This is a genomic window from Amycolatopsis eburnea (assembly GCF_003937945.1).
GTDB lineage: Bacteria > Actinomycetota > Actinomycetes > Mycobacteriales > Pseudonocardiaceae > Amycolatopsis > Amycolatopsis eburnea.
The window spans coordinates 145,611-170,462 of the sequence record NZ_RSEC01000036.1; the positions used below are offsets into that span (position 1 = coordinate 145,611).

A 24,852-nucleotide genomic window follows, 5' to 3' on the forward strand; every position below is an offset into this window, starting at 1 on the left:
AGGCTGTTCAACGTGCGCACGCCCATCGTCACCACCCTGCTGCTGGCCGCCGCGCTCGGCGGCTGCGCCGGGGCTCCCGGACCGGAAACCAGCCCCGAACAGCTCACCGTCGAGGTGGTCTCGACCTTGGCGCACGACCCCGCCGCCTTCACCGAAGGGCTCGAGTTCGCCGGGGACACGCTCTACGAGAGCACCGGGCTCTCCGGCCGGTCGACGCTCACCGCCGGGCCCGCCGGCGGGCCGCCCGCCACCACGGCCACGCTGCCGTCACCGCTGTTCGGCGAGGGCGTCACCGTGCTCGGGCCGACGCTCTGGCAGCTCACCTGGCAGGACGGCGTCGCCATCGAACGCGACTCGAAGACCCTCGCCGAACTGCGCCGGGTGCCCTACCAGGGCGAAGGCTGGGGGTTGTGCCACCAGGACGGCGGGCGGCTCGTCATGAGCGACGGCTCGTCGCGGCTCACCTTCCGCGACCCGAAGACGTTCGCCGTGACCGGGAGCGTCGACGTCGGGCGCGACCAGCTCAACGAGCTCGAGTGCGTTGGCGGCGACGTCTACGCAAACGTTTGGCACACCGATACGATCCTGCGGGTCGACGCGGCCACCGGGCACGTCACCGGCACCATCGACGCAGGTCAGCTGCGTGCCAGGGTGAACCCGGCGGACGCGGAGGCCGTGCTCAACGGCATCGCCGCCGTCCCGGGAACCGGCGAATTCCTGCTCGCCGGGAAGCAGTGGCCGGTCACGTTCCGGGTGAGGTTCGTCCCGGTCTCCGCCGGAAAGCACGGATGAGCAGGCGAGACCGACCCCCGGTAAGGCAGGATTGACACGTGGCACTCTTCGGCTCCCGCTCCGACGGCTCCGGCTCGCAGCCGCGCGGCCGCAAGTCGAAGCGACGCTGGACGCCGGAGCCGGGCGGGGCGGAGGCGCGCAGCTGGCGCGAGGCCGCCCGCGACCCGCAGCCCACCCGCGTCGAGCACCCCGGCCCGCCGCCGGCCGAGCGCACCCGTGTCGAGCACCGCAGCGCGGCGCCGCCCCGCGTCGAACGGCCCGCGCCCCCGCCGCCCCCGCGCGGTGGGTACTACGGGCCGCCGGACGCGAACGAGGCGCCGACCGCCGCCGCGCCGATGGGGCACCGGCCGCCGCCGCCACGCGGGGCGCGGCCGTACCCGCCGCCGCGCGACCCGCACCGCACCGAGCCCGTCCGCCGCGAGCCCGCCGGCTTCTACCAGGGCGACCGGCACCCCGGCAGCGGCGAGTACGAGCACTACGACACCGGGGGCTACGCCGGCGAGCCGCGGCCGCCGGAGGCCGAGCCGCTGCCGCCGCGCGAAGAACCGCGGACGCCCGGCGGCACGCCGAAGCTGCCGAAGAAGATCACCGTCACGCGGGTGGCGGCGATGCGCAGCCGCCAGCTGACCGGCCAGGCCGTCGGCGCCTTCCAGCGCGCGACGAAGGCCGACGGCGCCGAGAAGTCGGGGCTCACCTCGCTGACCTACGCCGTGATGCTGAACTACGCCAGCGACGCGGCGATGGCGATCGCGCTGGCCAACACCCTCTTCTTCGCCGCGACCAGCGGCGAGAGCAAGGGCAAGGTGGCGCTCTACCTGCTCATCACGATCGCGCCGTTCGCGCTGGTCGCGCCGGTGATCGGGCCGGCGCTCGACAAGGTGCAGCGCGGCCGCCGGCTCGCGATGTGCGCGTCTTCGGTCGGCCAGGCCCTGATGGCCGTCGTGATGGCGCTGCACTTCGACGACTGGCTGCTCTACCCGGCCGCGCTCGGGATGATGGTGCTCTCGAAGTCGTTCACCGTGCTCAAGGCCGCGGTGACGCCCCGGGTGCTGCCGTCCGAGATCACGCTGTCGAAGACCAACGCCCGGCTGACGACGTTCGGCCTGGTCGCCGCGGGCGCGTTCGGCGCGCTGGCCAGCGGGGTCAACGCGATCACCGGCTCGGCGGGCGCGCTGTGGTTCACGGCGCTGATCTGCGTCGCCGCCGCCGTGCAGTCGATGCGGATCCCGGCCTGGGTGGAGGCGACCGAGGGCGAGGTCCCGACGTCGCTTTCGGCGCACCCGACCGAGAAGAAGCGCCGCCAGCCGCTGGGGCGCCACATCGTCGTCGCGCTGTGGGGCAACGGCTCGGTGCGCGTGCTCACCGGCTTCCTCATGATGTTCGCCGCGTTCGCGGTGAAGGCGCAGACCGAAGGCACCGGGCAGACGCCGTTCATGCAGCTGCTCCTGCTCGGCGTGATCGGCGCCGCGGCGGGGGCAGGCGGGTTCCTCGGCAACGCGCTGGGCTCGCGCCTGCACTTCGGCAGCCCGGACCAGGTGATCGTCGGCTGCGTGGCGGGCTGCGTGCTGGCCGCGCTGGTCGCGACGATCCTGCCCGGCCTCGCCACGGCCGCGATCGTCGGCCTGGTCGGCGCGACGGCCAGCGCGCTCGCGAAGATCAGCCTCGACGCCGTCATCCAGGAAGACCTGCCGGAGGAGTCGCGCGCGTCGGCGTTCGGCCGCTCGGAAACCGTGCTGCAGCTGGCCTGGTGCCTCGGTGGCGGCGCGGGCCTGCTGCTGCCGCCGACGTACTGGATCGGCTTCCTGGTCATCACGATCGTGCTGGCGGTCGGCCTGACCCAGACGTACCTCGTGCGCCGCGGCGGTTCGCTCGTGCCGGGCCTCGGCGGCGACCGGCCGCTGCGCCCCGAGCCGACCGGCAGCTTCCCGGCCCAGGGCCTGCCCAGGGACGCGGCGCCCCGCCGGTAGGGTCTGAACCCATGCGACGTTCCCGGGTGGTGGCCCTGCTTGCGGCCGGTGGGTTCGCGGTGGCCGGCTGCTCGGCACCCGGCCCGGCCGAGGTCACGTTCTACGCCGACGGCCACACGATCAACACCACGCCCGTGCTCACTTGCGACTACTCGCGGCAGCTCGCGCAGCCGTGCAGCGCCAAGGGCGACACGAAGACGCTGAAGGTCCGCCCGGGCAAGCCCGTGCAGATCTCCGTGCCCGGCGAGGTCGCCGACGCGCCGTGGCAGATCGTCTACGAGTACGTCACCCCGCAGGGCGAGTACAAGCAGAGCGACCCGATCCCGTTCACATCGCTGGACCGCTACGCCTACACGGTCACGCCGCCGACGCCCGCCGACCGCATCTCGGCGGTCGACGTGCAGAAGTACACGGCCGTGCTCAACTCGAGCACCGGCGAGTCGGGCCTGCTGCCCAGCGACGTGTGGGGTCTCCGGCTGGAGGCTTAGGGATCGAGGTCCCGGGCCACCGCGCGCATGATCTCGCCGATCTGCTTGGTGTGCTTGCGGTCCGGGTAGCGGTTGCGCCGCAGGTCCGGCTGCACCTTCAGCTCGAGCAGCTTGATCATGTCCTCGATCAGGCCGTGCAGCTCCTCGGCGGGACGGCGGCGCGCCTCGGCGACGGACGGCGGCGGGTCGAGCAACCGGACGGAGAGCGCTTGCGGACCGCGACGGCCGTCGGCGACGCCGAACTCCAGCCGCTGGCCGGCCTTGAGCCCCTCGACGCCCTGCGGCAGCGCGGCCTTGCGGATGTAGACGTCGGCGCCACCGTCCTGCGTGACGAACCCGAACCCCTTCTCCGCGTCGTACCACTTGACCTTGCCGGTCGGCACTTCCCTCACCAATCCTTCTGCTGTCCCGCTCACGACGAACGCGCCCGGGGGCGTACCCAGGGCGCGCTGGGTAAAGGGTATCTCGCCACATGCCCTGGGGAGAAGTCGATACCGGCGGATACCCTCTGCTTCATGAGTAAGGCGACGAAGGAGGCCGCCGTGGCCGCCACCGGCAAACCGTTCCTGATGCGCGTCGGCATCGGCTTGTTCGGCATCGGCATGCTGGCCGTGCTCGCCGTGTTCATCATGTTCGCCGCCGGCCTGGAGAACCTGCCGATCTGGCTGTCCGTCGCCGCCGGTGTCGTCACGCCCCTGGGTCTCCTGCTGGGCCTGATCGCGCTGGTCCGCGAGGCTCGCGCCAAGAACTAGCCCACGGTCGCGAACGTCTTCTCGAACCAGTCCGGGAACTCCGTCAGCGACTCGAACACCACCTCCGCTCCTTCGCTCAGCAGGAGCGCGCGGTCGCACGGGCCCGTCGTGACGCCGACCGCGATCGCGTTGGCCGCCAAGGCACCCCGGATGTCGCCCGCGTGATCTCCGACATACACGCGCGCGTCGTGCGCCAGGAGCGCCTCGGCCTTCTGCGTCGACCACAGCTCGCCGACGACCTCGTCGACGTCCAGGCCGAGCGCGTCGACGTGCAGCTGCGCGTTGGGGCCGTACTTGCCGGTGACGACCAGCGTGCGCCCGCCGGCGTCCCGGACCGCGCGCAGCGCCTCGACCGCGCCCGGCAGCGCGACCGTGCTCGGCACGACCATGTCCGGGTAGAGCGCGCGGAACCGGTCGACCAGCCCGGGGATGCGCTCCTCCGGGGCCTCGAAGCCGCGCAGGATGTCGTCGAGCGGCGGGCCGAGGTTGGCCGCGAACGCGTCGCCGTCCAGCGGCAGGCCGGATTCGGCGCCGAGCGCGTTCATCGCCGCGGCCATGCCCGGCCGCGCGTCGATCAGTGTCATGTCGAGGTCGAACCCCACCGTGATGCCCACAACCGACACGTTAGCCGCCACCACCGACAGTTTTACACGTCAGCTGATCATGTACAGCGTCTTGACAGCGGAGTCATCTGTGTCAAGGTGGGGGTGTGACCAGCTTCACTGACCGGACGAAGGCGTCCCTGCGGGAAGCACTCCTCGACGCCGCGGCCGACCTGCTGCCGGACCGCGGGCACGCGGGCCTGCGGATGGCCGACGTCGCGGCGAAAGCGGGCGTGAGCAGGCAAACCGTCTACAACGAGTTCGGCAACAAGGCGGCGCTGACCCAGGCGGTGGCGCTGCGCACCGCGGCGGAGTTCCTCGACGGGATCCGGCAGCGGTTCGAAACGGCGGACGGGCTCCTGGCGGGCATCCACCACGCCGTGGTCTACACGATCGAGCACGCGCGGGAGAACCGCCTGGTCGCGGCGGCGCTCGGCACCGAAGCGGGCGAGGACCTGCTGCCGCTGCTCACCAGCCGCGGCGAGCCGATCCTCACCGCGGCCGCGGACCTCGCCGCCGAGCAGTACCGCGAATTCGAACCGGGGCTCTCGGCCGAAGCCGCGGCCCTGCTCGCGGAGACCGTCGTGCGGCTTTCGCTGTCGCACCTGGTGCTCCCGACGCACTCCGCGACGGAGGCGGCCGACGCCGTCACCGCCGTGCTGGCACCCGCCATCCGCCAATTCGTCCACAATGGAGTGACACGATGACCGACACGCTGCCCGAGCTGCGGACCGGCTTTTCCTCGCTGCGCAAGGGCGGGCTGAACTGGGACTCCTTCCCGCTGCGCCTGTTCGTCAAGGGCAACAAGAAGTTCTGGAACCCCGCCGACATCGACTTCAGCCACGAGCGCGAGGGCTGGGACACGCTGAACGACGAGCAGAAGCGTTCGACGACGTACCTGGTCGCGCAGTTCATCGCCGGCGAAGAGGCCGTCACGGAGGACATCCAGCCGTTCATGCGGGCGATGTCGGCGACCGGCCGCTTCGGCGACGAGATGTACCTGACGCAGTTCTGCTTCGAGGAGGCCAAGCACACGGAAGTGTTCCGCCGCTGGATGGACGCGGTCGGGCTCACCGAAGACCTCCACCCGTACGTCGCCGAGAACCCGCACTACCGCAAGCTGTTCTACGAGGAACTACCGCAGTCGCTGCGGGCGCTGGAGGACGATCCCAGCCCGCTCAACCAGATCCGCGCGAGCGTGACGTACAACCACGTGATCGAAGGCAGTCTCGCGCTGACGGGGTACTACTCGTGGCAGCTGATCTGCACCCAGCACGACATCCTGCCGGGCATGCAGGAACTGGTCCGCCGCATCGGCGACGACGAGCGCCGCCACATGGCGTGGGGCACGTTCACGTGCCGGCGGCACGTCGCCGCGGACGACTCGCTGTGGGACGCGGTCCAGCAGCGGATGGGCGAGCTGCTGCCGCACGCGCTGAACATGATCCAGTGGGTGCAGGACCAGTTCGAGGAGCTGCCGTTCGACAACGACCCGCAGGAGATCGTCCAGTACGCGGCGGACCGGGCGCAGCGCCGCCTGGGCGCGATCGAGTCGGCGCGCGGGATGCCGGTGGAGCAGATCGACCTGGACTACTCGCCGGAGCACCTGGAGGAAACGTTCGGCGAGGAGGACGCGAAGGCGATCGCCGAGGCGGCCGCGGCCGTCGGCTGAAGGGGGTGGTGGGGCACCTTCGCGACGGTGCCCCACCACGTCTCACCACTCCCAGTCCCGCGTGGTTTAGGCGTGCTTGGTCGCCGCCGCCTTTTCCAGCCCCAGCAGGCTGATCGACTTCTCGCGCATCTCGACCTTGCGGACCTTGCCCGTGACCGTCATCGGGAACTCCTCGACGACGTGGACGTAGCGGGGGACCTTGTAGCGGGCCAGCTTGCCCTCACAGAACTCGCGCACCTTCTCCGCCGTGAGCGGTTCGGCGCCTTCGCGCATCCGGATCCACGCCATCAGCTCTTCGCCGTACTTCTCGTCCGGGACACCGATGACCTGCGCGTCCAGGATGTCCGGGTGCGTGTAGAGGAACTCCTCGATCTCCCGCGGATACAGGTTTTCCCCACCGCGGATCACCATGTCCTTGATCCGGCCGGTGATGTTGAGGTAGCCGTCGCCGTCCATCACCGCCAGATCCCCGGTGTGCATCCACCGCGCCGCGTCGATCGCTTCCGCTGTCTTGTCCGGCTGCTCCCAATAGCCGAGCATCACCGAATACCCGCGCGTGCACAGCTCACCCGGCTCGCCACGCGGCACGGTCAGCCCGGTCTCCGGGTCCACGACCTTGACCTCCAGGTGCGGCCCCACCCGCCCGACCGTCGACACCCGGCGCTCGATCGAGTCGTCCGCGCGGGTCTGCGTGGACACCGGGGAGGTTTCGGTCATGCCGTAACAGATCGACACCTCGCCCATACCCATCCGGTCGATGACCTGCTTCATCACCTCCACCGGACACGGCGACCCCGCCATGATCCCCGTCCGCAACGACGACAGATCAAAACTCGCGAAATCCGGGTGGTTCAGCTCCGCGATGAACATCGTCGGCACCCCATACAAGGAGGTGCACTTTTCGGCCGCCACCGCTTCCAGGGTGGCTTTCGGGTCGAACGCCGGTGCCGGGATCACCATGCAGGCGCCGTGGCTGGTGCACGCGAGGTTGCCCATCACCATCCCGAAGCAGTGATAGAACGGCACCGGAATGCACACCCGGTCCGCTTCGGTGTAGTTGCACAGCTCCCCGACGAAGAAGCCGTTGTTGAGGATGTTGTGGTGCGACAGCGTCGCACCCTTCGGGAACCCGGTCGTCCCGGAGGTGTACTGGATGTTGATCGGATCATCCGCCGACAACCCGGCCTGCAGGTGCTTCAGCTGCTCCAGGTCCCCGCCCGCCGACATCAGGGCCTGCCAGTCCGGCCCACCGAGGATCACCACGTGCTCCAGCGCCGCGCACTTCTCCCGGACTTCCTCGACCATGGCCGGGTAGTCGGAGGTCTTGAACGCATCCGAAGCGACCAGCAACCGGATCCCCGCCTGGTTGAGCACGTACTCCAGCTCGTGCGACCGGTAAGCGGGATTGATGTTGACCAGGATCGCGCCGATCTTCGCCGTCGCGTACTGCAGGAACGTCCACTCCGCCCGGTTCGGCGACCAGATCCCCACCCGGTCACCCTTCCCGATCCCCCGCCCCACCAACCCCAACGCCAGCGCATCGACCTCGGCGGCCAGCTCCCGATAGGTCCACCGGCGCCCCGCGGTGCGGTCGACCAGAGCGTCCCGATCCCCGAACGCGGCCACCGTCCGGTCGAAATTGTCGCCGATGGTGTCCCCGAGCAGCGGGACCTGCGACGTCCCCGAGGCGTAACTCGGCAGGGCGGGCGCGTCAGGCATGGTGCCTCCTGAAGTCGGCGGTGACTGCCGCCGAGTCTAGGAACCAGGTGCCTGATCAGCCAGCGCAGTGGCAGGATCCTCCGGGGAAGACGGAGGGAACCCGATGCGAAGAATCCTGACTCTGGCCACGGCGATCCTGCTGCTCGCGCCGGTCATACCGGCGTCGGCGGCGACCCGCGTGATCGTGCTGCCCGGCGCCAAGTCCGCCGAAGGCATCACCGCGGCCGGCGGCGGCACCTACTACACCGGCGACCTCGTCGCCGGCACGATCTTCCGCGAGGACGTCAAGCGCGGCACCGCCGAGCGCTTCATCGAGGCAGCACCCGGGGCGATGGCGGCCGGGGTGGACCTCGACCGGCGCCACGACCTGCTGTTCGTCGCCGGCGGGACGGGCGGCAAGGCCTACGTCTACGACGTGCGCACCAAGGCGAAGGTCGCGGACTTCACCTTCGGCGACCCGCGGACGTCCTACGTCAACGACGTGGCCGTGACCCCGCAGGGCGCCTGGTTCACCGACTCCTACCACCCGCAGCTGTTCTTCGTGCCGGTCGTGGCCGGCGTGCCCGGCGCGCCGCGCACCCTGCCGCTGAGCGGCCCGGGCGCGGGCGGTTCCCCCGACACCTTCTTCATGAACGACATCATCGCCACGCCGTCCGGCGACACCCTGCTCGTGGCCGCCACGACGCCCGGCAAGGTGTACAAGATCAACCCGCGCACCGGGGTCAGCGCGGAGATCGAGGGGGTCAACGCGCCCAACGTGGTCAGTCTCGTGCTGGAAGGGCGCCGGCTCTGGGCGGTGCAGCTCGACGACAAGATCACCCGGTGGTGCCTCGACGGCGACCTGAGCCGCGGCACCGCCGACGGGACGATCACCGATCCGCTGTTCGACCAGCCGGTTTCGGCGGCGAAGCTCGGCGACCGGCTCGCCGTCGTCAACTCCCACATCTTCAGCGGCTACCCGCCCACCAGCCCGACCTACGAGGTCCTGCTCGTCGGCGCGTGACTGGTAGGGTCCGGACGGACTTCGAGGGGGCGATCGATGGCCGGCCAGGGGTTTCGCGACGAGCTGACCCAGCTGCTGCAGGCGCGCTACCCGCTGCTGGTCGTCGAGACGCACGAAGAGCAGCGGGTGCTGCGGGAGATCCGCGCGGTCGCGGAGGACCAGCAGCGGCTTCGGACGCCGCGGCGGGTGTACGTCTGGTCGTCGACCACCGGGCTGGCGCCCGCGGGCGGCCCGCCGATCAGTGAGACCCGCAGTGCGGCCGCAGCGCTCGAACGGATCTACGGCTGGGGTGAGCCCGCCGTCTTCGTCTTCGCCGACCTGCACCCGTCGCTGGTGTCCGAAGGCGGGCACCGGCCCGATCCCGACGTCGTCCGGCGGCTGCGCGAACTCGCCGCCGCGTTCAAGACGCGGCCCGTGCCGCTGAGCCTGATCCTCGTGTCGCCGTCCCTGCCGGTGCCGCCGGAGCTGGAGCACGACGCGACCGTCGTCGACTTCCCGCTGCCCGACCAGCGCCAGATCGGCGAGCTGCTGGACGGCATGGTCGCCGCGCACCGGCAGAACGTCCGGATCAGCATCGACCGCGACGACCGGGACATGATCGTCGCCGCCGCGCGGGGCCTCACGCTGCCCGAAGCCGAGAACGCGTTCGCCAGGGCCCTGGTCGAAGGCGGCGGGCTCGACCCCAGCGACCTCGAGCTGATCCTCGCCGAGAAGCGCCAGGCCGTCCGCCGGTCCGGGATGCTCGACATCGTCCCCGCGGAGACGAGCTTCGACGCCGTCGGCGGGCTGGACCGGCTCAAGCGCTGGCTGACCAAGCGCACCGGCACCTGGACGCCCGCCGCGTCGGCGTACAACCTCGCGGCGCCGAAGGGCCTGCTGCTCACCGGCGTGCCCGGCTGCGGCAAGAGCCTGTCCGCGGTCTGCGTCGCGAACATGTGGCGGCTGCCCCTGCTGCGGCTGGACCTCGGGCGCGTCTTCGCCGGGCTGGTCGGCTCCAGCGAGAAGAACATCCGCACGGTCATCCGCACCGCGGAAGGCATCGCGCCCTGCGTGCTGTGGGTCGACGAGATCGAGAAGGGCCTCGCGGGCGCCGGCGGCGGGGGTGACGGCGGCACCGCGCGGCGTGTGTTCGGCACGTTCCTGTCCTGGATGCAGGAGAAGTCGGCGCCGGTGTTCGTGATGGCGACCGCGAACCAGGTCGGCTCGCTGCCGCCGGAGTTCCTGCGCAAGGGCCGGTTCGACGAGATCTTCTTCGTCGACCTGCCCTCGGCGCCCGAGCGCGCCGCGATCTGGCGGATCCACCTGGCCAAGCGCGTCACCGACCCGTTCGTGGCGAGTGAGCTGCGGCTGGACGACGCGCTGTTCGCCGAGCTGGCCGACGTCAGCGCGGGCTACAGCGGCGCCGAGATCGAGCAGGCCGTGCTGTCCGGGCTGGTCGACGCGTTCGCCGAGAAGCGGCCGCTGCGGCGCGACGACCTCGTGCGCGCGGTGAAGTCGACCGTGCCGCTGTCGGTCACCCAGGCCGACGAGATCCTGGCCATCCGGAACTGGGCGGAGACCCGGGCCGTCGCGGCCACGGACACTTCCGATGACGCCGTCGAGGCTCCCGTCGCGCCACCGCCGCCGGAGTCCCCGAGGGGAAGGACGATCGACGTATGACGCACCGCGTGACGGTCACCATCGCCAAGGACGGCTCGATCAGCGCCGAAACGCACGGCGTGACCGGGTCCAAGTGCCTCGACTACATCCCGCTGCTGGAAGACCTGCTCGGCGCGGAAACGGTGTCGTCGGAGTTCACCGAGGACTACCGCCGGACCTCCGCCGAGGTCGAGAACACGGCGTCGCAGCAGCAATGGAACTCCTGAACCTGCACCGGATCGTCGACGTCACCGCGGCCGAAGGTCCCGGCGTGCGGTGCGCGGTGTGGACGCAGGGGTGCTCGGTGCGCTGCCCCGGCTGCTTCAACCCGCAGACGTGGACCACGCGCGGCGGGACGCTGATGCCGTGGCCCGACCTGGTTTCGCACGTGCTCGCGATCCCCGGGATCGAGGGCGTCACGCTGCTCGGCGGCGAGCCGTTCGACCAGCCCGAGCCGCTGGGCCACTTCGCCGCCGCGGTCCGTTCCGCAGGACTCTCGGTGATGACGTTCACCGGGCACGTCCTGGAAGACCTGCCGCCGTCGAAGCTCCTCGAGTCGACGGACCTGCTGGTGGACGGGCCGTTCCTGGCGGACCGGCCGGAGACCGCGCGGCCGTGGGTGGGGTCGGTCAACCAGCGGTTCCACTTCCTGACCGACCGCTACGACGAGTCGATCTTCACCACGCCGAACCGCCTGGAACTGACGATCGGCGTGGACGGCGGGATCGAAGTGAACGGGTTCGCCACCACCGAAGTACTGGAAGCGCTGCTCGAAGGGGATCACCGATGAGTGTCACGCTGAAGCTGCGCAGCGAAGCACTGGCCCAGCTCAATGCCGCGACGATCGCCGCGCACACGCAGGCGCAGCCGGGCGTCGTCACCGTGCGCACCCGGATGCGGCACCGCGACCTGCTCGCCCGCGCGCTCACCGGGCTGCGGGCGCAGGTCACCGACGACGGCAACTCCGTCGTCGCCGCGTGGGAGGGACGGCGGATCACGTTCGTCTACGGCCCCGAAGGCGTCCAGCTGGCGCACGTCGACGGCCCCGGTCTCGCCGAGGCCGAAGCGCAGCGGCTGGTGCTGTCGGTCGACGAGGCGTACGCGGCTCAGGTGCAGCAGTCGGTGCTGGCGCGTCTCAAGGCGCGTGCGGCTTCGAACGGGATGGTCGTCGAATCCGAGCGGGTGAACGCCGACCAGTCGATCAGCGTCACGCTGGCCGCCACGTCGTGACCGAGGTCAGGGTCGGGCTGATCGAGTTCGGCAAGGCGCTCAACGACTCCGTCACCCTCCCCGGCCTCGGCGAGCTCCCGGGCGGCCAGGTCAGCGCGGGCCGGGCGGTCCGCGGCGCCCGCGCGCGGCTGCGGCGCGGCGACCGCGTGCTCGCGGACAACCTGCGCCTCGGGATCATGGTGCGGAAGAAGTTCTTCTCCAGCGACGTCGAGGCGGTCACCGACGCCGGGTTCCTCAAGGACGTCTTCGTCGCCGTCGGGCGGCGCGACCTGGTGCACGGCGACTCGCTGGAGCTGTACACCGACGACACCGTCGGCCCGGACACCAGCCGTCAGGACGGCGCCGGTGCGGTGCTGATGCCGGGTTTCGACCACCTGACCGGGTTCCATGCTTCGGTGGCCGTCCGCGAGGGGGTCGTGCGGTCCGGCGCGCTGGTGGCGCTGACGCGCGGCGGGCGCCCGATCGGCGAGCCGATGCGGGTGCTCGGGCTGTTCGGTCCCGGCCCGCTGGAAGAGCTGCCCGCCGGGCGGCAGGGCACGGTGCTGCTGGGCTTCCAGTGCGACGTCCCTCCGCTGGCCGGTGACGCGCTGGTGGCGTTCCAGGAGCCGTCGCACGACTACCTGGAGCGGCGCGAGGGATCGGTGGTGGTGCACGGGGTCACCGACCTGGGCAACGGCACCGTCGTCGCGGCGGTCGAGGTGCCGGAGGGGCGCGGCGCGGCGTTCACGGCCGGGTCGCCGGCGCGGGTGCTGCGGCCGATCGGGACGACGTTCAACGAGCGGAGCACGGTCATCGCCGCTGACCTGCGGATCCTGTCGCTGGCGCGGGACGGGGTGGCGGTGCGGACCAGCGCGGGGTCGCGGGTGTTCACGGTCGGGCTGGCGACGCGGGACCTGCGGGAGAACGACCTGATCGAGGCGTACGTCCCGGTTTCCGTTCCGTTGGCCCCGCCGCCGGCTCCCGCTCCGGTGCTGGTGGACGTGAACACGGCGCCGGGCCCGGAGCTGGCGTCGTTGCCGGGGCTGTCGCCGGCGCGCGTGACCACGGCGCTGGAGCTGCGGCAGCGGCAGGGCGGCTTCCCGGACGTGGAGGCGTTCGGCGTCGCGATCGGCCTGCAACCGCACGAAATCGTCCGCCTGCGCGGACGGGCGACGGCCAGCCGGGTGGCGTTGCGCGAGACGGGCGTCCGCCAGCTCGACATCTGAAGCGGCGGGTGGCGGTTCCGCTACGCTCGGGGACGTGCCGGAGGAATTCTCACTGGGCCTGACGGAGGTCGACACCGCGGTCCGGCGCACCGGTCTCCCGGCGAACTGGCACCCGTTCGAAATCCGCAGCGCGGGCCGCACCCTGGCCGAACACGACCGCCTCGCGGCAGCGGCCTGGGACTCGATGCGGGCGCGCGGGCTGGCCGGTCCGGACAAGCTGGACATCGAGGTCGAGCAGACGCTCAGGGCGTGGACCCAGCCGGACGTGCTGATCATGGTCCGCGCGGCGGAGGACACCCGCCAGGTCTTCTACCGCGCGACGATCGGCCACGGGCTGGGGGTGTTCTCGGAGCTGTCGGGCGAGGAGATCCTGTTCGCCCAGACCCGCCCGGACCGCCTGGTCGACCTGCTGGTCGGCATGCTGCCGGCGTACCCACCGGTCCCGCTGGCCGAGCTGACGTTCACCACCCCGGGCTCCACCCGCGAGGCGGCGCTGGCGGCGGAGTTCTCGGCGTGGCCGCTGCACCGCTACGGCACGGTGGAGCTGTCGGTCCGGACGTCGGGGACGCTGAAGCCGGCGGGAACGGTGACGTTCGTCGACAACGACGGCGGACGGTTCCTGATGTTCAGCGAGGCGCTCCCGGGCAACGAGACCCGCGTGACGTTCACCCCTTCGGATGGTTCTCACCTGCGAGCTTGGCTCCACGAGCGTGGCAGGAACCACTGACGCGGCCGGTTCGTCACTAGTACAGTGCGGAGAGACCACGCAGGGTGGTGCCGGACGACTGGGAGGGCGTCATGGGCGGTTCGCAATTCGGCGCACCGGGCTCGTTCACACCCCCACCCGCGGCGGGGGACGCGGGGGCGAACTTCCTGTCGGGCATCGTCGACGGACCGGTCGATTCGGCGGCCGCGCAGCGGGTCAGCGAGGGCGGACACAACCTGAAGTCGCTGGCCGAGAACGGCCAGTTCACGGTGAACGAGGCCGGGTTCCAGGCTTATATCAAAGCGTGCGACTTCTTCATCGACGGTTACAACCGGATGATCGGTGACGTCAGCCTGCTTGCCACCGCCGCCAACATGGGCAGCAGCGAGTACGCCAAATCCGTCGCGGCCTTCAACGTCAAGGTAGCCAACGGCGACGAAGAGTCGTTGATCCCCAACCTCATCAAAATGCGTGACGGAGTTCAGCAAGCCCGCGAAGCAATGGTCATCGCCCGCAAGAACTACCGCGAGACCGAGGATTCCCACAGCATGACGTTCGCCCAACTCAACAAGGGGCTGCAGGACAAGTGACCGCACGCCGTGTCCTGAGCGCGCTGGCCGTGCCGGCCATCGCACTGAGCTTGACCTCCTGCACGAGTCAGGTGGGAGGGCAAGCGAGCCCCAGTTCGTCGGTGGCCGAGTCGACGGCGCCCGGAACCGACAGCGCGGGTGCCTCGCCCTTCGCGGGGTTGAACCAGTGCACCATGCTCGACCAGGCACTGACCGGCCAGGGCTTTCCCCCAGCAACTCCGACAGTGGCACGGGCAAAGGAAAGCTGCCGCGCTTCGAAAGCCACCTCGGGCAACACGCCGGGCGTCGACGTGATCCTCTCGCTCCAGGCCGGGCAGAACTACCGCGACAACGTGGGCAACCCGAGCCAGGCGAGCGAGGGCAACGTCAACGGGCGACCCGCGGTCGAAGAACGCGAACCGGAGCATTCATCCGGGCAGTGCGGCGTGTGGCTGGAAGTGAAATCCAACTCGCGCGCGCTGGTGCTGGTCAGTTCCGGATCGGACACCGCGACCGCCTGCACCCAGGTCGAAGACATCGCCGCGAAGGTCGAGCCACTACTGCCGAAGAACTGAGACGGAGTTCAGCCATGAGTCAGCCGCACCGGGCGCAGCATCGCCAGTCCGAGGGTGACTACTACGCGGCCACCGAACAGAAGCTTCAGGGCAACGGGGACGCGCAACGGCTGACGCAGAAAGCCGCGTCGGACTACTCGGTCGCGCAGGGCAAGGTGCTGCAGGAAGGGCAGACCCTGCGGGGTGACTCACCGGCTCCCGGGGAGAACTACGCCAACAGCCCGCACGAGGTGCTCTACGACATGGTCCACAAGGACCTCGACCTCGAGGGCATCAACGACCGCAGCCGGGTGGCCAACGTCTACGGGAACTGGCTGGCCGATGCCTCCAACCAGTTCCGGGACGCCGCCACCGCGGCCGGTGGTTCGTGGCAGGGGCCCGCCGCCGAGCAGGCGAACAACTTCTTCCAAAGCACCGCCGGGCACACCGAGCAAACCGGCAACGCCATGCAGCTCGTCTCGAACCACTACTCCCAGCAGTCCGCCGCCGCGCACTACGCCAAGACCAACATGCCCGAGCCCACCGGCTTCAACCAGCAAGCCGAGCTCGACAAGGCGAAGCAGCAGTACAACAACGGTGACCTCATCGGCATGAGCGGCACCATGGCCGGCATCCAGGCCAAGCAGCAGCAGGCCGACGCCGCGCACCAGCAGGCCGTTCAGGTGCTGCAGAACCTCGACGGCACCTACCACGAAACCGCCAGCTCCCAGCCCACCTACGCGCCCCCTCCGCAGCTCGGCGGGAACGACTCCACTTCCGTCTCCGGGTTCCACGGCACCAGCAGCACCAGCGGCTTCACCGGCACCCCCAACATCGGCCCGGGAGGCGGAACAAGCGGCAGCTACGTCCCCGGCGGCACCACACCACCACCCGCCACGACGCCGCCGACCGGGTACGTGCCGCCCGGCACCACCAGCGGGACCGGGAACTTCGCCGGCAACACCAACTTCCGCGCCGCGCCCGCCGCGAGCGGCTTCCCGCGGATGACCCCCGACAGTCTCGCCATGCCCGGGACCACCGCCGGGGGCACCACGACCGGCGGCGGGGACACCACCCGGGGCGGCAAGCCCGGGCGGGCCGGCAGCGGCTTCGCCGGGTCGCGCGTGTCCGGCAGCGCCGGTGGTACGCCCAAAGCGGCGCCCGGCGAAAGCGAAAGCGCGGGCAAGGGCGCGGGCAAGGGCAGCGGCGCGGGCAAGATCGGCGAGCGGCTCGAACGCGGGGCCACCGCCGCCGCGGCCGCCAAGGGCAAAGGCGCAGCCGGGGCGCCCGGCGCGGCGGCCGGCAAGAAGAAGGACGACGACAAGGAACACAAGAACAAGTACGCCGTCGACGACGACGTCTTCGACCTCAAGCCGGAACGGGGGCCGGACGGCGAGAAGATCGTGCGGCCGACCATCGGGGAGACCCCCTAGATCTCCCTGATCCCGGCGCCGGGAGCGGGGCGGCGCCGGGAGCCCTGGCTACATTGGGGGCATGCGCTTCTTCATCGTCGACGCCTTCACCGACCGGGCCTTCACCGGGAACTCCGCCGGGGTCGTCCTGCTGGACGAGCCCGCCGACCCCGCCTGGATGCAGGCCGTCGCCGCCGAGATGAAGCACGCCGAGACCGCCTTCGTCGTCACCACCGACGGCCCCAAGTCGCTCCGGTGGTTCACCCCCGAGGTCGAGGTCGCCCTCTGCGGGCACGCCACCCTCGCCACCACGCACGTGCTCGGCGGCGAGCAGACCTACACCACGAAGAGCGGCGAACTGCGCGCTAAGGCGAAGGACGGCTGGGTCGAACTCGACTTCCCCTCCGACCCGCCCACAGCCACCGACGACGACCTGTCCGCCATCCTCCCCGGCGTCGAGATCGAGTACGTCGGACGCGGCGTCGAGAACCTCTTCGCCGTCCTCCCCGACGCCAACGCGGTCAAGAACCTCGAGCCCGACCTCGAACAACTGAAGCGTACCTGGACCGGACGGCTGCTCGTCACCGCGAAGGGCGAGGACACGGACTACGTGAGCCGCTTCTTCGGTCCCGGCGTCGGCATCGACGAAGACCCCGTCACCGGCTCGGCGCACTGCATCCTCTCGCCGTACTGGTCCGAGCGGTTCCAGAAGACCGAACTCGTCGGGCACCAGGCCTCGGCCCGCGGCGGGATCGTGCGGACGCGCCAGGACGGCGACCGCGTCCACCTCGCCGGCCAGGCCGTGACCGTCCTCAGCGGGGAGCTGCACGTCTGATGCGCGTCCTGCTGAACATCATCTGGCTCGTCCTGTGCGGCTTCTGGATGGCGCTGGGCTACCTGGTCGCCGGCGTCATCTGCTGCATCCTGGTCGTCACCATCCCGTTCGGGCTGGCGTCGTTCCGGATCGCGAACTACGCGCTCTGGCCGTTCGGGCGCACGGTCGTGGACCGGCGCGACGCGGGCGCCGCGTCGTGCCTCGGCAACGTCATCTGGTTCGTCTTCGCCGGGTTGTGGCTGGCGCTCGGGCACGTCTTCACGGGCGTCGCGCTGTGCCTCACCATCGTGGGCATCCCGCTCGGCGTCGCGAACTTCAAGATGATCCCGGTGTCCCTGATGCCGCTCGGCAAGGAGATCGTCGACCTCCCCTGATCACGACTCCGGTTCGTAGGGCAGCTTGACGACCAGGCAGGGCCCGCCGACGAACAGGCCGCCGTCGACGCCCAGCGCCTTGCCGCCCGCGTACAGGAACGGGCCCTCGATCTGCGTCGGGTGGATGCCCAGCTGGTCGGCGATGACGCTGTGCCCGTGCACGATCCGGGACCCGCCGAGCGTGTCCATCAGCTTCTGGGCGTTCTCCTCGCCGTCCGGGCCGCGGAAGGCGTAGCGCGTCGTCATCCGGCGCCAGACGTCCCACCAGGCCTCGAGGTCCGAACCCGTGAGGATCTCCTCCGCGGAAGCGTTGATCTCCTCGATCGTCGAGCCCCAGTCGAGGTACTCCAGCGTGTCCGAGTGCAGCAGCAGGTGGTCGGCGGCCAGCGCGGCCAGCGGGCGCGCGGCCAGCCACTCGATGTGCTCGGGGGTCAGCCGGTCCTGGTCCGACAGCAGGCCGCCGTTGATCTCCCAGCTGCGGGCGAAGCTGCGCGGGCCGAAGTCGGACGGCACCGGCTCGTCGCCGAAGTGGTACATCCCCAGCGCCAGGATCTCGTGGTTGCCCAGCAGCGTCTGGACCTGGCCGCCGGCCTCGGCCGCCTGCGCCTCCAGCCGCATGACCAGGTCGATCGCGCCGACGCCGTCGGGCCCGCGGTCGACGAAGTCGCCGAGGAACCACAGCTGGTCCTCGCCCCCCGACCAGTTGTCCTCGTCGTCGACCAGGCCTTCGGCGCGCAGTGCCTCGGCCAGTTCGTCACGGTGGCCGTGCACGTCGCCCACAACGTAGGTGGACTTGCTCATCCGGTGACGATAAGCCCTGCGCGCACCCGGCCCACCGTCAGCCTTCGCCGAACGGGTCGCTGGTTCGCCCGATCAGGTCGGCGATCGAGTCGAGCACCAGGGTCGGCCGATACGGATAGCGTTCGGCCGACTCCCGGGTGGATATGCCGGTGAGCACCAGGATGGTCTGCAGCCCCGCTTCGATGCCGGAGTGCACGTCGGTGTCCATCCGGTCGCCGATCATCAGCGTCGACTCCGAGTGCGCGCCCAGCCGGCGCAGCGCCGAGCGCATCATCAGCGGGTTCGGCTTGCCGACGTAGTACGGCGAGCGGCCGGTGGCCTTCTCGATCAGCGCCGCGACGGACCCGGTGGCCGGCATCGAGCCCTCCAGGCTGGGGCCGGTCGCGTCGGGGTTGGTCGCGATGAACTTCGCGCCGCCCTCGATCAGCCGGATCGCGCGCGTGATCGCGCTGAAGCTGTACGTGCGGGTCTCGCCCAGCACGACGTAGTCCGGGTCGCGCTCGGTCAGCACGTAGCCGACCTCGTGCAGCGCCGTCGTGAGGCCGGCCTCGCCGATGACGTACGCCGAGCCGTTCGGCCGCTGCGACGAGAGGAACTTCGCGGTCGCCAGCGCCGAGGTCCAGATCGACTCCTCGGGGATGTCGAGCCCGGTGCGCTCGAGCCGCGCCCGCAGGTCGCGCGGGGTGTAGATGGAGTTGTTCGTCAGCACCAGGAAGTCGATGCCGTTCGCCTTCAACTCGGCGAGGAACTCGTCGGCCCCGGGGACGAGGTGCTCCTCCTTCACCAGGACGCCGTCCATGTCGGAGAGGTACGTCCACCGGCGTTCGCTCATGCGCGGAACCTATCACGCGCGGGTGACACCTGCGGTCCCCGCCGAAAACGGCTACAGTGGAAATTGCCGGTATTGCGAGGGGAGTTCGCGGGCCGGCCACCGAGGGGGTTCGGGGGAATACCATTCACCGGCGTCCGCGCGTTCCGCGGCCGCGCGATTCTTCGTGCCCCCTGTCCGCAAAAAGGGGAGATCGCATGACCGAAATCATCGAGCGCCCGGCCGCCGCCGCGCCGGTCGCCGGGCCGAACTGGGGGCTCACCAAGTTCCTCGACCCACTGCGCGTTCCGCCGGTGTACCGGCCGCATTCGTGGGGCGGGCAGGACACCATCACCATTCCGATGATCACGAAGCGCCAGCGGCTGCACTCGCAATTGCCGCCGAGCACGTTGTGGACGTACGCGGGACATTTCCCGGGTCCGACAATCGAAGTGCGCAGTGGCAAGCAACTGCGGATTTCGTGGTCCAACGAAATCGACGGCGAGTTCCCGCTCGTCGCCGTTCAGGGCCCGATCGCCGACGGGCCGACCAGCCGTCCCGGCCGCGAGCTCGACCGGCCCGGCTACTCGGTCATCGAGGGTGTCGCGGACCTGCCTGCCTGGACGGTCGTCCACCTCCACGGCGCGCGCACGAACGCGGGCAACGACGGCTGGGCGCACAACGCCGGGCTCCACGGCACTTCGCAGCTCACCGAGTACCAGAACCGCCAGCCGGCGATGCCGCTCTGGTACCACGACCACGCCATGGCGATCACGCGCTTCAACGTCCACACCGGCCTGGCGGGGATGTACCTGGTCCGCGACGACGAAGAGGACGCGCTGGACCTGCCGCACGGAGACCACGAGATCCCGCTGGTCATCACCGACCGGAACCTCGACACCGACCCGGCGACCGGCGCGCTCACCGGGCAGCTGCTGTTCAAGGTGCCGGTGGTGCCGAACGGCCCGATGATCCCGTTCACCGGGCCGTTCACCCTGGTCAACGGCGTGATCTGGCCGCACCTCGACGTCGACGCGCGGTGGTACCGCTTCCGGCTGCTCAACGCGGCCAATTCGCGGTTCTACACGCTCAACCTGGTCGACGAGAACAACGCGCCGGTCAACGACGCCGTCCGCGTGATCGGCACCGACGGCGGCCTGCTGCCGGCGCCCGCGCCGCTGCCGGGCGGCGGGCTGACCGTCGCCCCGGCCGAGCGGTTCGACGTCCTCATCGACTTCAGCCGCTTCAAGGGGCGCAAGCTCAAGCTGCGCAACGCCGACCCGCGGCTGGGCACGGTCGAGCCGGACCTGATGGAGTTCCGGGTCGACAGCCGCGCGAAGCACGACCCGTTCCGGCTGCCGGAGAAGGTGTCGACGTCGTACGTCCGGCTGCAGCACGGCTCGACGCTGCCGGAGGACCACGACCACGTCTGGATCGCGCTGCTGCTCAACAAGGCGGGTCACCCGGAGATGTGGGACCTGGAGCAGGTCGAGGCGGACCCCGGCGGGGAGGGGATCATCCAGATCCAGGACCCGAACGGCGGCCTGAAGACGTTCCGGATGATCGGCCGGATCTTCGACGACACCACGGGGATCTTCATCGACCACGACCGGTGGGCGGTGTGGAACATCGTGCACGTCGCGAACGGCGGGCCGGCGCACCCGGTCCACATCCACCTGACCGAGTTCCAGGCGCTGTTCCGGCGGAAGTTCACCACGACGTTCGACCAGGCCACCGAGCGGACGACGGCGCCGATCGACGGCTTCACCGACGTCCCGCTGGAGAAGTACGAGGAGGGCTGGAAGGACACGATCATCGTGAACCCCGGCCAGTGGGTGAGCGTGGCCGGGCAGTTCGGCGGCGGCACCGGCCAGTTCATGTACCACTGCCACATCCTCGACCACGAGGACGAGGGCATGATGCGGCCGTTCGTGGTGCACCCGCCGGAGGTGGCCAAGTTCCACGTCCACCCGGGCGGCGGCCACCACCACGACGGCTGACCCCGGGACTCAGGGGGCCGCGGCCGGGTGCACCGCCACGGTCGCGGCCTTCACCGACAGCGTCACCGCCGAGCCGGGCTCCAGCGCGAGCTCGGCCACGGCGGCCGGCGTCAGGTCGGCGGTCAGGCCGTGCGCCCAGCCGTCGCCCTCAGCGCGCAGCCGGATCACCGGCCCGTGCGGTTCCAGCGCCGAGACGACGGCGTCGGTGGTGTTGCGCGGGCTGCCGCGGTGCTCGCCGTCGTGCGGGTAGACGGCGACGGCGTTCGGCGGGAACACCGCCACCGCCGGCTCCCCGGGCACCACGTCGGCCGCCGGGATCCCGCTCACGACCTCGCCGGACGCGGTCCGCAGCCCGCCGGGAACCGCGGTGCCGGCGACCAGGTTGAGCCCGGCGATCCGCGCGGTGAACGCCGTCCGCGGGGCCGAAAGCACTTCTCGGGTCGGGCCGCGTTCGACGACGCGGCCGCCGTTCATCACCGCGACGTGGTCGGCGAGCGCCAGGGCGTCCAGCGGGTCGTGCGTGACGAGCACGGTCGTCGGCCCGGTCCTGAGCACGCGCCGCAGCAGGCCGCGGATCGCGGGCGCCGCGTCGACGTCGAGGGCGGCGAACGGCTCGTCGAGCAGCAGCAGGTCCGGCTCGGCGGCCAGCGCCCTGGCGATCGCGACGCGCTGGGCCTGGCCGCCGGACAGCTGCCCGGGCCGCCGGTCCGCCAGCGCGACGGCGTCCACTTCGGCCAGCCAGTAGAAGGCCCGCTCCCGCGCGGCGCGGCGGCCGGCGCCGGTCGAGCGCGGTGAGAACGCGACGTTGTCGGCCACGGACAGGTGCGGGAAGAGCAGCGCGTCCTGGGACAGCAGGCCGATCCCCCGCCGGTGCGGCGCGACGCCGGCCAGCGCGCGCCCGGCCACGGTGATCTCCGCCGACGTCGGCGTGATCAGCCCGGCGAGGCAGCCCAGGACCGTCGACTTGCCGGAGCCGTTCGGCCCGAGCAGCGCGAGCACGTGCCCGGCCGGCACGTCGAGGCCGACGTCGAGGGAGAACGAGCCGCGGACGGCCTCGATCCGGGCGGTCAGGCTCACCGCAGGCCGCCTTCCCACGAGCGCGGCCGCGCGACGGCGATGACCAGCACCGCCACGACGATGAGCAGCAGGGACAGCGCGACGGCGCTGTCGATGTCCACTTCGGCCTGCGTGTAGACCTCCAGCGGCAGCGTGCGCGTGACGTCTTCGAGGCTGCCGGCGAAGGTGATCGTGGCGCCGAACTCGCCGAGCGCGCGGGCGAAGCTGAGGACGACGCCGGAGCCGAGCGCGGGCAGCAGCAGCGGCAGCGTGACCCGGCGGAACACGGTCCACGGGCGCGCGCCGAGCGTCGCGGCCACCTGCTCGTAGCGGTCGCCGGCGTTGCGCAGCGCGCCTTCGAGGCTGACGACGAGGAACGGCATCGCGACGAACGTCTGCGCGATCACCACCGCGCCCGTCGTGAACGGCACCGATTCCCCGGTCAGCGTGGTGATCAGCATGCCGAGGAAGCCCTTGCGGCCGAGCAGGTAGAGCAGTGCGAGGCCGCCGACGACCGGCGGCAGCACCAGCGGCAGCAGCACGACCGAGCGCAGCAGCCGGACCCCGCGGAAGCGGGCGCGCGCCAGCACGACGGCCAGCGGCACGCCCAGCAGCACGCAGGCCACGGTGGACAGTCCCGCGGTGATCAGCGACAGCCGCAGCGCGTGCCACGACGACGGCGTGGCGACCAGCGACGGCAGCCGCGTCAGGTCCGAGCGGACCAGCAGGCCGACGACCGGCAGCACGACGAGCGCCAGCGCCAGCGCGGCCGGGATGCCCAGTACCCACGGGACGCGCGAACGGCCGGCCGGGACGGATCCCGGCCGGCCGTTCGGGCGTCGCTCACTGCGCAGGACCGAACCCGGCCTTCGTCAGCTCGTTCTTCCCCTCGGTGCCGAGGACGAACTCCTCGAACTGGTGCGCCAGCTCGGCCTGCCCGCCCTTGACCGCGGCGATCGGGTAGCTGTTGACCGCCTGCGCGGCCTCGGGGAAGTCGACCTTCTCGACCTTGCCCGCGGCGGAGGTGGCGTCGGTGACGTAGACGAGGCCCGCGTCGGCGTCCCCGGCGGCGACCTTGTTCAGCACCTGCTTGACGTCCGGCTCCTCGCTCTTCGGCTTGAGCGTGACGCCGGTGTTCTGCTCGACCTTCTTGGCCGCCGCGCCGCACGGCACCTGCGGCGCGCACGTCACGACGTTCAGGCCGGCCTTGTTGAGGTCGGCGAAGGACTTGATGCCCTTGGGGTTGCCGGGCGCGACGGCGATGGCGAGCTTGTTCGTGGCGAACACCGTCGCCTGGCCGTCGATCACCCCGCCCTGGTTCGCCTTGTCCATGTTGGCCTGGTCGGCCGAGGCGAAGACGTCGGCCTTCGCGCCGTTGGTCAGCTGCTGCACCAGGGTGGACGAGCCCGCGAAGCTGAACTTCACGGTCACGCCGGAGTGCTGGGCTTCGAACTCCTTGCCGAGCGCGGTGAACGACTCGGTGAGCGACGCGGCCGCGAACACGGTCAGCGTGCCGCCGCCGGCGTTCCCGGACCCCTTGGGCGCGGGCGCGGTGACCGACGACCCGCCGGTCTGCGTGCTGGGCTCGTCCGAGCTGCTGCACGCGCCCGCGAACAGGGCGACGGCCGCGACGGCGAGAGCGAGCTTCTTCATCGACTTCCTTCCGGTGTTTCCACCACAACGGTGGTCGCCTTGACCACTGCAACCGCGAGCACTCCGGGGCGCAGGCCCAGCTCGCGGACGGCTTCCGTACTCATCAGGGACACCACCCGGTGCGCCCCGCACTGCAGTTCCACCTGCGCCATCACCTTGTCGGCGATGACCTCGGTGACCAGCCCGACGAACCGGTTGCGGGCGGAGCGGCCGACCGTCGACGGGTCTTCGGGGCCGGCGGCCTGCGCCCGGGCGAACCCGGCCAGCTGGGCGCCGTCCACGACCTTGCGGCCGGCGGCGTCGTCGGTGGCGGTCAGCTGCCCCGCGCGCACCCACCGGCGCACGGTGTCGTCACTGACCCCGAGCAGGCGTGCGGCCTCGGACAACCGAAATTGCGGCATGCCTGAGACATTATCTCCGCAGTTGAGGGAAAGCTACGTGGGGCGGCCATTGTCGAGGATTTCCGCGCGCAGCTGTTCGAGCATGACGTTCTGATAACGCTCGATGGCTTTTCGCTCGGTCGGGGAGAACTGCGCCAGGGTCTCGCGAAGGGCGTCGAAGGCGGACTCGAAGAGCGGCGCGAAGCGCTCCGCGGCCCCCGGCACGACGGCCACGAGGACCTTGCGGCGGTCCTCCGGATCGCGGACGCGGCGGACCAGCCCGACCTTCTCGAGCCGGTCGATGACGCCGGTCACCGCCCCGGTCGACAGGCCGGTCAGCTCGGCGATCCGCCCGGCGGTCAACGGTCCGCCCGATTGCACGACCAGGTCGAACGTCTTGTGGTCGGTACCGGACAGGCCCATCCGCTCGGCGATCCGGGCGTGCCGGAGGACCGTCAGCGTGCTGCCCTGACGGCCCAATTCCGCGAAGCGGAAGAGTTCATCGTCGGTGACCGGGTAGGTCTTTTCCGTCACGGGACCTCTTAGTTCGGCAACTGAACCACTCACTCGTCAAAGTATCGTAGCGAGCCACTCACTTCGGGCGTTCCGGAGCTACGCTGTGCGTAATGACGGCAG

29 protein-coding genes are annotated in these 24,852 nt (G+C 70.9%); 19 read left to right on the plus strand and 10 right to left on the minus strand.

The genetic code is table 11. The features are described 5' to 3' along the window. Positions 1 to 12: 12 nt before the first annotated feature. From EIY87_RS13180 to EIY87_RS13190, 3 genes are read left to right on the plus strand one after another with little or no spacing between them, the layout of a single operon-like run. On the plus strand, positions 13 to 792 hold the full coding sequence (locus tag EIY87_RS13180) for a glutaminyl-peptide cyclotransferase (RefSeq protein ID WP_125307992.1): 780 nt from the start codon (positions 13 to 15) through the stop codon (positions 790 to 792). A 38-nt stretch (positions 793 to 830) separates the two neighbouring features. Further along, on the plus strand, positions 831 to 2,759 hold the full coding sequence (locus EIY87_RS13185; RefSeq protein ID WP_125307993.1) for an MFS transporter: 1,929 nt from the start codon (positions 831 to 833) through the stop codon (positions 2,757 to 2,759). Positions 2,760 to 2,770: 11 nt separating this feature from the next. Beyond that, complete coding sequence (locus EIY87_RS13190; protein WP_125307994.1) at positions 2,771 to 3,247, plus strand: DUF2771 family protein; 477 nt, start codon at positions 2,771 to 2,773, stop codon at positions 3,245 to 3,247. On the opposite strand, the gene EIY87_RS13195 is transcribed toward EIY87_RS13190, so the two are convergent. Further along, on the minus strand, positions 3,244 to 3,630 hold the full coding sequence (locus EIY87_RS13195; RefSeq protein WP_086861937.1) for a cold-shock protein: 387 nt from the start codon (positions 3,628 to 3,630) through the stop codon (positions 3,244 to 3,246). The two genes, EIY87_RS13190 and EIY87_RS13195, sit on opposite strands and share 4 nt — an antisense overlap. A 132-nt stretch (positions 3,631 to 3,762) precedes the next feature. Between EIY87_RS13195 and EIY87_RS13200 the strand changes: the two genes are divergently transcribed. Beyond that, positions 3,763 to 3,999, plus strand: a complete 237-nt coding sequence (locus EIY87_RS13200) for a hypothetical protein (protein WP_191984079.1) — start codon at positions 3,763 to 3,765, stop codon at positions 3,997 to 3,999. On the opposite strand, the gene EIY87_RS13205 is transcribed toward EIY87_RS13200, so the two are convergent. Next, entirely contained in the window at positions 3,996 to 4,613 is a 618-nt protein-coding gene (locus EIY87_RS13205) for an HAD family hydrolase (RefSeq protein ID WP_125307995.1), read from the minus strand. The two genes, EIY87_RS13200 and EIY87_RS13205, sit on opposite strands and share 4 nt — an antisense overlap. A 95-nt stretch (positions 4,614 to 4,708) precedes the next feature. Here EIY87_RS13205 and EIY87_RS13210 point away from each other — a divergent pair, with 95 nt between their 5' ends. Both EIY87_RS13210 and EIY87_RS13215 read left to right on the plus strand, forming a co-directional pair. Next, positions 4,709 to 5,308 carry a TetR/AcrR family transcriptional regulator gene (locus EIY87_RS13210; protein ID WP_125307996.1) on the plus strand — a complete coding sequence of 200 codons (600 nt, stop codon included), beginning with the start codon at positions 4,709 to 4,711 and terminating at the stop codon, positions 5,306 to 5,308. Then, positions 5,305 to 6,273 (plus strand): R2-like ligand-binding oxidase, encoded by a 969-nt coding sequence (locus EIY87_RS13215; RefSeq protein WP_125307997.1) that lies wholly within the window; start codon positions 5,305 to 5,307, stop codon positions 6,271 to 6,273. The genes EIY87_RS13210 and EIY87_RS13215 overlap by 4 nt, the downstream gene beginning before the upstream one ends. A 66-nt stretch (positions 6,274 to 6,339) precedes the next feature. Here the strand turns inward: EIY87_RS13215 and EIY87_RS13220 are convergent, their stop codons facing one another. After that, a complete protein-coding gene (locus EIY87_RS13220) occupies positions 6,340 to 7,992 on the minus strand; it encodes an AMP-binding protein (protein ID WP_125307998.1) in 1,653 nt (550 codons plus the stop codon). Between the two features lie 103 nt (positions 7,993 to 8,095). Here EIY87_RS13220 and EIY87_RS13225 point away from each other — a divergent pair, with 103 nt between their 5' ends. From EIY87_RS13225 to EIY87_RS13280, 12 genes are all read left to right on the plus strand, one after another. Beyond that, positions 8,096 to 8,995: an SMP-30/gluconolactonase/LRE family protein gene (locus tag EIY87_RS13225; RefSeq protein ID WP_125307999.1), complete on the plus strand. Its 900-nt coding sequence runs from the start codon at positions 8,096 to 8,098 to the stop codon at positions 8,993 to 8,995. Between the two features lie 36 nt (positions 8,996 to 9,031). Beyond that, positions 9,032 to 10,654 carry an AAA family ATPase gene (locus EIY87_RS13230; protein WP_125308000.1) on the plus strand — a complete coding sequence of 541 codons (1,623 nt, stop codon included), beginning with the start codon at positions 9,032 to 9,034 and terminating at the stop codon, positions 10,652 to 10,654. Beyond that, the gene (locus tag EIY87_RS13235; RefSeq protein ID WP_125308001.1) at positions 10,651 to 10,860 is read left to right on the plus strand and encodes a DUF2997 domain-containing protein; all 210 of its coding nucleotides are present in this window, start codon (positions 10,651 to 10,653) and stop codon (positions 10,858 to 10,860) included. Before EIY87_RS13230 ends, EIY87_RS13235 begins: the two co-directional genes overlap by 4 nt. Next, positions 10,848 to 11,423 carry a 4Fe-4S single cluster domain-containing protein gene (locus EIY87_RS13240; RefSeq protein WP_125308002.1) on the plus strand — a complete coding sequence of 192 codons (576 nt, stop codon included), beginning with the start codon at positions 10,848 to 10,850 and terminating at the stop codon, positions 11,421 to 11,423. Before EIY87_RS13235 ends, EIY87_RS13240 begins: the two co-directional genes overlap by 13 nt. Then, positions 11,420 to 11,863, plus strand: coding sequence for a hypothetical protein (locus tag EIY87_RS13245; RefSeq protein ID WP_125308003.1), 444 nt, complete (start codon positions 11,420 to 11,422; stop codon positions 11,861 to 11,863). Before EIY87_RS13240 ends, EIY87_RS13245 begins: the two co-directional genes overlap by 4 nt. Continuing rightward, complete coding sequence (locus tag EIY87_RS13250; RefSeq protein ID WP_125308004.1) at positions 11,860 to 13,068, plus strand: helix-hairpin-helix domain-containing protein; 1,209 nt, start codon at positions 11,860 to 11,862, stop codon at positions 13,066 to 13,068. Before EIY87_RS13245 ends, EIY87_RS13250 begins: the two co-directional genes overlap by 4 nt. A gap of 34 nt (positions 13,069 to 13,102) precedes the next feature. Next, positions 13,103 to 13,795: an ESX secretion-associated protein EspG gene (locus EIY87_RS13255; protein ID WP_225439853.1), complete on the plus strand. Its 693-nt coding sequence runs from the start codon at positions 13,103 to 13,105 to the stop codon at positions 13,793 to 13,795. 47 nt (positions 13,796 to 13,842) lie between these two features. Further along, positions 13,843 to 14,364, plus strand: a complete 522-nt coding sequence (locus EIY87_RS13260; RefSeq protein ID WP_225439854.1) for a hypothetical protein — start codon at positions 13,843 to 13,845, stop codon at positions 14,362 to 14,364. Continuing rightward, entirely contained in the window at positions 14,361 to 14,918 is a 558-nt protein-coding gene (locus EIY87_RS13265) for a DUF3558 family protein (RefSeq protein WP_125308005.1), read from the plus strand. The genes EIY87_RS13260 and EIY87_RS13265 overlap by 4 nt, the downstream gene beginning before the upstream one ends. 14 nt (positions 14,919 to 14,932) lie before the next feature. Further along, positions 14,933 to 16,330, plus strand: coding sequence for a hypothetical protein (locus EIY87_RS13270; protein ID WP_125308006.1), 1,398 nt, complete (start codon positions 14,933 to 14,935; stop codon positions 16,328 to 16,330). A gap of 61 nt (positions 16,331 to 16,391) precedes the next feature. Further along, positions 16,392 to 17,144 (plus strand): PhzF family phenazine biosynthesis protein, encoded by a 753-nt coding sequence (locus EIY87_RS13275; protein WP_125308007.1) that lies wholly within the window; start codon positions 16,392 to 16,394, stop codon positions 17,142 to 17,144. Continuing rightward, positions 17,144 to 17,518, plus strand: coding sequence for a YccF domain-containing protein (locus EIY87_RS13280; RefSeq protein ID WP_125308008.1), 375 nt, complete (start codon positions 17,144 to 17,146; stop codon positions 17,516 to 17,518). The genes EIY87_RS13275 and EIY87_RS13280 overlap by 1 nt, the downstream gene beginning before the upstream one ends. Here the strand turns inward: EIY87_RS13280 and EIY87_RS13285 are convergent, their stop codons facing one another. Together EIY87_RS13285 and EIY87_RS13290 are read right to left on the minus strand one after the other, a co-directional pair. Further along, entirely contained in the window at positions 17,519 to 18,319 is an 801-nt protein-coding gene (locus EIY87_RS13285) for a metallophosphoesterase (RefSeq protein ID WP_125308009.1), read from the minus strand. Positions 18,320 to 18,356: 37 nt separating this feature from the next. Beyond that, a complete protein-coding gene (locus EIY87_RS13290) occupies positions 18,357 to 19,151 on the minus strand; it encodes an HAD-IIA family hydrolase (RefSeq protein ID WP_125308010.1) in 795 nt (264 codons plus the stop codon). 194 nt (positions 19,152 to 19,345) lie between these two features. Between EIY87_RS13290 and EIY87_RS13295 the strand changes: the two genes are divergently transcribed. Further along, positions 19,346 to 21,127, plus strand: a complete 1,782-nt coding sequence (locus EIY87_RS13295; RefSeq protein WP_125308011.1) for a multicopper oxidase family protein — start codon at positions 19,346 to 19,348, stop codon at positions 21,125 to 21,127. Between the two features lie 9 nt (positions 21,128 to 21,136). On the opposite strand, the gene EIY87_RS13300 is transcribed toward EIY87_RS13295, so the two are convergent. The 5 genes from EIY87_RS13300 to EIY87_RS13320 all read right to left on the minus strand — a co-directional run bounded on the left by EIY87_RS13300 (position 21,137) and on the right by EIY87_RS13320 (position 24,750). Beyond that, positions 21,137 to 22,204 (minus strand): sulfate/molybdate ABC transporter ATP-binding protein, encoded by a 1,068-nt coding sequence (locus tag EIY87_RS13300; RefSeq protein WP_125308012.1) that lies wholly within the window; start codon positions 22,202 to 22,204, stop codon positions 21,137 to 21,139. Then, positions 22,201 to 22,965 (minus strand): ABC transporter permease, encoded by a 765-nt coding sequence (locus EIY87_RS13305; RefSeq protein ID WP_125308013.1) that lies wholly within the window; start codon positions 22,963 to 22,965, stop codon positions 22,201 to 22,203. The genes EIY87_RS13300 and EIY87_RS13305 overlap by 4 nt, the downstream gene beginning before the upstream one ends. 61 nt (positions 22,966 to 23,026) lie before the next feature. Then, positions 23,027 to 23,836, minus strand: a complete 810-nt coding sequence (gene modA / locus EIY87_RS13310) for a molybdate ABC transporter substrate-binding protein (RefSeq protein ID WP_125308014.1) — start codon at positions 23,834 to 23,836, stop codon at positions 23,027 to 23,029. After that, positions 23,833 to 24,237, minus strand: a complete 405-nt coding sequence (locus EIY87_RS13315; RefSeq protein ID WP_086857225.1) for a TOBE domain-containing protein — start codon at positions 24,235 to 24,237, stop codon at positions 23,833 to 23,835. Before EIY87_RS13315 ends, modA begins: the two co-directional genes overlap by 4 nt. A 33-nt stretch (positions 24,238 to 24,270) precedes the next feature. Beyond that, positions 24,271 to 24,750, minus strand: coding sequence for a MarR family winged helix-turn-helix transcriptional regulator (locus EIY87_RS13320; RefSeq protein WP_125309717.1), 480 nt, complete (start codon positions 24,748 to 24,750; stop codon positions 24,271 to 24,273). Between the last annotated feature and the right edge of the window lie 102 nt (positions 24,751 to 24,852).

Coding starts and splice junctions, on each gene's coding strand:
- EIY87_RS13190 (WP_125307994.1), top strand. CDS start 2,771: ATGCGACGTTCCCGGGTGGTGGCCCTGCTTGCGGCCGGTGGGTTCGCG.
- EIY87_RS13200 (WP_191984079.1), top strand. CDS start 3,763: ATGAGTAAGGCGACGAAGGAGGCCGCCGTGGCCGCCACCGGCAAACCG.
- EIY87_RS13215 (WP_125307997.1), top strand. CDS start 5,305: ATGACCGACACGCTGCCCGAGCTGCGGACCGGCTTTTCCTCGCTGCGC.
- EIY87_RS13220 (WP_125307998.1), bottom strand. CDS start 7,992: ATGCCTGACGCGCCCGCCCTGCCGAGTTACGCCTCGGGGACGTCGCAG.
- EIY87_RS13225 (WP_125307999.1), top strand. CDS start 8,096: ATGCGAAGAATCCTGACTCTGGCCACGGCGATCCTGCTGCTCGCGCCG.
- EIY87_RS13230 (WP_125308000.1), top strand. CDS start 9,032: ATGGCCGGCCAGGGGTTTCGCGACGAGCTGACCCAGCTGCTGCAGGCG.
- EIY87_RS13235 (WP_125308001.1), top strand. CDS start 10,651: ATGACGCACCGCGTGACGGTCACCATCGCCAAGGACGGCTCGATCAGC.
- EIY87_RS13240 (WP_125308002.1), top strand. CDS start 10,848: ATGGAACTCCTGAACCTGCACCGGATCGTCGACGTCACCGCGGCCGAA.
- EIY87_RS13245 (WP_125308003.1), top strand. CDS start 11,420: ATGAGTGTCACGCTGAAGCTGCGCAGCGAAGCACTGGCCCAGCTCAAT.
- EIY87_RS13270 (WP_125308006.1), top strand. CDS start 14,933: ATGAGTCAGCCGCACCGGGCGCAGCATCGCCAGTCCGAGGGTGACTAC.
- EIY87_RS13275 (WP_125308007.1), top strand. CDS start 16,392: ATGCGCTTCTTCATCGTCGACGCCTTCACCGACCGGGCCTTCACCGGG.
- EIY87_RS13280 (WP_125308008.1), top strand. CDS start 17,144: ATGCGCGTCCTGCTGAACATCATCTGGCTCGTCCTGTGCGGCTTCTGG.
- EIY87_RS13285 (WP_125308009.1), bottom strand. CDS start 18,319: ATGAGCAAGTCCACCTACGTTGTGGGCGACGTGCACGGCCACCGTGAC.
- EIY87_RS13290 (WP_125308010.1), bottom strand. CDS start 19,151: ATGAGCGAACGCCGGTGGACGTACCTCTCCGACATGGACGGCGTCCTG.
- EIY87_RS13295 (WP_125308011.1), top strand. CDS start 19,346: ATGACCGAAATCATCGAGCGCCCGGCCGCCGCCGCGCCGGTCGCCGGG.
- modA (WP_125308014.1), bottom strand. CDS start 23,836: ATGAAGAAGCTCGCTCTCGCCGTCGCGGCCGTCGCCCTGTTCGCGGGC.
- EIY87_RS13315 (WP_086857225.1), bottom strand. CDS start 24,237: ATGCCGCAATTTCGGTTGTCCGAGGCCGCACGCCTGCTCGGGGTCAGT.